Origin of the sequence: Arenimonas sp. (assembly GCF_019459675.1) — a bacterium.
GTDB lineage: Bacteria > Pseudomonadota > Gammaproteobacteria > Xanthomonadales > Xanthomonadaceae > Arenimonas.
This window is the reverse complement of the sequence record NZ_JAIBFH010000266.1, coordinates 1-4,717: the sequence shown is the minus strand read 5'-3', so window position 1 is coordinate 4,717 and position 4,717 is coordinate 1. Positions and strand designations below refer to the sequence as shown.

The 4,717-nt window shown below is 69.8% G+C and carries 5 protein-coding genes; all 5 read left to right on the top strand.

The annotated features are described in order from the left end of the window. A partial coding sequence (locus tag K0M70_RS08900; RefSeq protein ID WP_290781444.1) for an RnfABCDGE type electron transport complex subunit D occupies positions 1–1,041 on the top strand: 1,041 nt, incomplete at its 5' end. Next, positions 1,038–1,709, top strand: coding sequence for an electron transport complex subunit RsxG (rsxG, locus tag K0M70_RS08895; RefSeq protein ID WP_290781443.1), 672 nt, complete (start codon positions 1,038–1,040; stop codon positions 1,707–1,709). The genes K0M70_RS08900 and rsxG, both read left to right, overlap by 4 nt. Further along, positions 1,706–2,350 carry an electron transport complex subunit E gene (locus K0M70_RS08890; RefSeq protein ID WP_290781442.1) on the top strand — a complete coding sequence of 215 codons (645 nt, stop codon included), beginning with the start codon at positions 1,706–1,708 and terminating at the stop codon, positions 2,348–2,350. Before rsxG ends, K0M70_RS08890 begins: the two co-directional genes overlap by 4 nt. Beyond that, on the top strand, positions 2,347–2,994 hold the full coding sequence (gene nth, locus K0M70_RS08885) for an endonuclease III (protein ID WP_290781441.1): 648 nt from the start codon (positions 2,347–2,349) through the stop codon (positions 2,992–2,994). Before K0M70_RS08890 ends, nth begins: the two co-directional genes overlap by 4 nt. A 238-nt stretch (positions 2,995–3,232) precedes the next feature. Continuing rightward, the gene (locus tag K0M70_RS08880; RefSeq protein ID WP_290781440.1) at positions 3,233–4,699 is read left to right on the top strand and encodes a hypothetical protein; all 1,467 of its coding nucleotides are present in this window, start codon (positions 3,233–3,235) and stop codon (positions 4,697–4,699) included. Positions 4,700–4,717 lie beyond the last annotated feature (18 nt).

The window sequence follows — 4,717 nt, the reverse complement described above, 5'->3', positions numbered from 1 at the left end:
ACCTTCGAAGTTTCTGGCGCCCCGCACCTGCCCGCACGACGCAGCGTGCGCGAGGTGATGGGCCTGGTGCTGGTGGCGCTGGTACCGGGCGTGTTGGCACACGCGTGGTTCTTCGGGCCGGGCATCGCCATCCAGATCGCGCTGGCCACGGCGTTCGCGCTGGGCTTCGAGGCCGCGATGCTCGGCGTCCGCGGCATCCCGATGCGGCGCTTCCTCACCGACCTCAGCGCGCCGCTGACGGCGGTGCTGTTCGCGCTGTCCATTCCGCCGCTGGCACCCTGGTGGGTGTCGGCCATCGGCATGGCTTCGGCCATCGTGCTGGCCAAGCATCTTTTCGGCGGCCTGGGCCACAACCTGTTCAACCCCGCGATGGTGGGCGTGGCCGTGGTGCTGCTGAGCTTCCCGCGCGAGTTCACCCAGTGGCTGCCGCCTGCGGGCCTGGCCGACGGCGCCGCCCTGCCCGGCCTGGGCGCCAGCCTGCGCGCCGTGTTCACCGGCGAACTGCCGGCGCCGTGGCGATGGGACACGCTGGCCCAGGCCACGCCGCTGGACAGCCTGCGCACGCTCGGCAGCGCCGGCGCCACCCTGGCCGAGATCCGCGGCAACCCGCTGTTCGGGGATTTCGGCGGCCGCGGCTGGGAATGGGTGGCCAATTTCTTCGCGCTCGGCGGCCTGTTCCTGATGTGGAAGAAGGTCGTCCCGTGGCACGTGCCGGTGGCCGTGCTGGGCACGGTGGTGCTGGTGACGCTGCCGTTCTGGCTGTCCGACCCGGACCTGCATCCGTTCCCGCTGCAGCATGTTTTTTCGGGTGCGCTGGTGCTGGGCGCGTTCTTCATCGCCACCGACCCGGTCAGCGGCTGCACCACGCCGCGCGGCCGGCTGCTGTTCGGTGCCGGCGTGGCGCTGCTCACCCTGGCCATCCGGCGCTGGGGTGCGTTTCCCGACGGCGTGGCGTTCGCGGTCCTGCTCATGAACTGCATGGCGCCCTGGCTCGACCTCCATACCCGCCCCCGGATCCTGGGCGAAGGCCGCGCGCCATGAAGGAAGCGCTGCGCGAATCATTGCGCTCGGGCGCGCAGTTGGCGCTGGCCGCGCTGCTGGCCACGGGCCTGCTGGCTGGCACGTTCGCCCTCACGCGCGAGCGCATCGTGGACGCCGAGCATCGCGTGCAGATGGACGCCCTGGCGATCGTGATTCCCACCGACCGCTACGACAACGACCTGGTGGCCGACCGCATCACCGTGTCGGCGCAGCCCTGGCTGGGCCAGCCCCTGGCCACCGTGCATCGCGCGCGGCTGCGCGGCCAGGACGCGGCCCTGGTCCTGTCGGTGGTGGCCCCGGACGGCTATTCGGGCGATATCGGACTGTTGGTGGCCGTGGCCCACGACGGACGCGTGCTGGGCGTGCGCGTCGACCGCCACCGCGAAACGCCCGGCCTGGGCGACGACATCGAAGCGACACGCAGCGACTGGATCACGCGCTTCACCGGCCGCTCCCTGGGCGACCCCGATGCCGCGCGCTGGGCCCTGCGCAAGGACGGTGGCGACTTCGACCAGTTCGCCGGCGCCACCGTGACCCCACGCGCCGTGGTGCTGGCGGTGAAGCGCAGCCTGGAGTTCGTTGCGCTGCACGCGCCGGCCCTGTACGCCGCACCGCCCGGCGCTACACTGCGCATCGACTCCGCGCCCGACGACTACCGCCCGCAGTGACCGCCGCGACGCCCCGCACCCTGCTCGAATACGGCCTGGCCAGCGGCAACGTCGGCCTGGTGCAGCTGCTGGGGCTGTGCCCGCTGCTGGCGGTCAGCAACAACGCGGTGAACGCGCTGGGCCTGGGCCTGGCCACGATGCTCGCGCTTACCGTCACCAACACCGCCGTTGCCAGCGTTCGGCGGCTGACGCGCCGCGACGTGCGCATCCCCGCCTTCGTGATGATCATCGCGGCCGTGGTCACGTCCATAGAGCTGGGCGTCCGCGCCTGGCTTCCCGAGCTGCACGCCGTGCTCGGCATTTTCATCCCCCTCATCGTCACCAACTGCGCCCTGATGGGTCGGGCCGAAGCCTTCGCGTCGCGCAATCGCCCCGCGCGGGCGGCACTGGATGGTTTCGCGACAGGGCTGGGCTTCGCCTGGGTGCTGCTGCTGATCGGCGCGGTGCGCGAACTCATCGGCGAAGGCAGCCTGTTCGTCGGCGCCGGACGGCTGCTCAACCTGCCCGGTCTGGAAGTGGCGGCGGACGGCTACCCGGGCTTCGTTTTGGCGGTGCTGCCGATCGGCGCCTTCCTTGTGCTGGCCTGCCTGATCGCGATCCGGCAGGGCTGGCGCCTGCGTCAGGCCAGGCAGGCCGCATGAAGGCCGACCAGCGTCGCGAAATGTTCGCCCGCCTGGCCGAACTCAACCCCAAGCCGACCACTGAACTCGAATATTCCAGCCCCTACGAACTGCTGGTGGCGGTGGCGCTTTCGGCCCAGTCCACCGACGTGGGCGTGAACAAGGCCACCCGCAGGCTCTTTCCCGTCGCCAACACCCCGCAGGCGATGCTGGCCCTGGGCGAAGAGGGACTCAAGCGCCATATCGCCACCATCGGCCTTTACAACACCAAGGCGGCCAACGTGATGGCCGCAGCGCGGATGCTGGTGGAACAGCACGGAGGCGAGGTACCCCGTGACCGCGCCGCGCTCGAGTCGCTGCCGGGCGTGGGCCGCAAAACGGCGAACGTGGTGCTCAACACCGCGTTCGGCGAAGCCACCATCGCGGTGGACACGCACATCTTCCGGGTGGCCAACCGGACCGGCCTGGCGCCGGGCAGGACGGTGCGCGCCGTCGAAGACAAGTTGCTCAAGGCGGTGCCGGCGCAATACCGGCTTGACGCCCATCATTGGCTGATCCTGCACGGCCGCTACGTGTGCAAGGCACGCAAGCCCGACTGTGGCCAATGTGTCATACGCGACTTGTGTCGGTTTCGTGACAAGCAGGATGCGTCGCCCGACGCATAGCGCGTAACTCGCCGCGCGCACCGACACAGGCGCCACGCAGGGTGCTGCGCGTGCGTTGGCACGCGTCCAACGCTGCGTCGCAACGACATCCTGTCAAGGTTTCGTCACATCTCTTATCTATAAAGGTGCGCAGCGGACAGCCGCGCTGCCCGTCATTGCGCCGGCCAACGCCTCCGCTTCGATCACGGGCGCCGCGCAGCCCACTCAAGCCCGAACCCACCCTGTTGGAGACCAAAAGATGGCCGTCCGCAACAAGACTCAACTCCTGCTGCTCACCTTTGGCGCCGTGCTGGCGCTCGGTGCCTGCTCTGATGGCGCGGTGGAAGTCGCGTCGCCCGGCGTAGGCGGCTTCCCGCCTCCGCCTCCGCCGCCGCCGCCCCCGCCGCCGCCGCCGCCGCCGCCGACCGGTGGTCCCGCCGCCGATTGCCCGACCGGCTTCGCCAACGTGGGCACGATCGCCAACAACACGCTGCGCGCCTGCCAGCTGCCGTCCAAGATCGTCGGCAACCTCGTCATCCCGAACCGCGCCGGCACCGTCTACTCCATCTCCGGCCGAGTTGACGTGGGCGATGACCAGGGCGGCGACGCCAACGCGCCGATCGCCGGCCGCCAGCAGGGCATCCTGACCATCGAGCCGGGCGTGCGCGTGTTCGGCGCCGCCGGCCTGGACTACATGGTGGTCAACCGCGGCTCGCAGATGTTCGCCGAAGGCACCTCCACCAGCCCGATCGTCTTCACCAGCCGCCAGAGCATCGAAGGCACCACCACCGTCGACTCGATCGGCCAGTGGGGCGGCCTTGTGCTGTTGGGTCGCGCACCGATCAGCAACTGCCCGGGCACGTCCACGCCCGGCACCGCCACCTGCGAAGCGCAGGTCGAAGGCACCAACGCCTTCTACGGCGGCAACCGTGCCGGCGACAACACCGGCCGCATCCGCTACTTCCGCGTGCAGCATTCGGGCTTCCAGATCCTGCCCAACAACGAACTCAACGGCATCACGCTGGCCGGCATCGGCAACGGCACCGTGTTCGAGTACGTGCAGGTGCACAACAGCTCCGACGACGGCTTCGAGTGGTTCGGCGGCACGGTGAACGGCAAGTACCTGGTCGGCACCGGCAACGACGACGACACCTTCGACACCGACGTTGGCTTCAACGGCGCCATCCAGTTCGGCATCGTGCTGCAGCGTGCCGGCGGCGGCGACCGCATGAACGAGATGAGCGCCTCCACGCGCATCCCGCCCTCGAATCCGAAGGTGGCCAACGTCACCTACGTCGGTCGTGCCGGCGGCGGCGCAGGCATCGTCATGAACTCGGGCACCAACAGCCAGTTCTACAACACCATCGTCACCCGCCCCGGCGGCGGCAGCGGTGCAGGCACGGCCTGCCTTGACGTGGATGACGCCACCACCACGGGTTCGTTCAACTCGGTCTTCTTCTCCTGCCCGACCGCTTTCGACGACGACGCCAACGGTGCGGCCGCGGCGCTGTTCAACGCCGGCACCAACAACACCGCCAACGGCACGTCCACGCTGAGCGCCACCTTCATCAACGGCGCCAACGAAACGGCCGTCCCGGCCTTCGCCAACCTGACCGCGGTGAGCCCGTTCTTCACCCAGGTCCCCTACGTCGGCGGCGTGCGCAACGCCAGCGACACCTGGTGGCAGGGCTGGACCTGCGGCCTGACCGCCGCGACGCCCTGCTGAGCCTTACCCGGGCGACGG

What these genes read in the sequence shown, in the direction of transcription:
- K0M70_RS08880 (WP_290781440.1), top strand. Translation starts at nt 3,233, where the DNA reads ATGGCCGTCCGCAACAAGACTCAACTCCTGCTGCTCACCTTTGGCGCC.
- rsxG (WP_290781443.1), top strand. Translation starts at nt 1,038, where the DNA reads ATGAAGGAAGCGCTGCGCGAATCATTGCGCTCGGGCGCGCAGTTGGCG.
- nth (WP_290781441.1), top strand. Translation starts at nt 2,347, where the DNA reads ATGAAGGCCGACCAGCGTCGCGAAATGTTCGCCCGCCTGGCCGAACTC.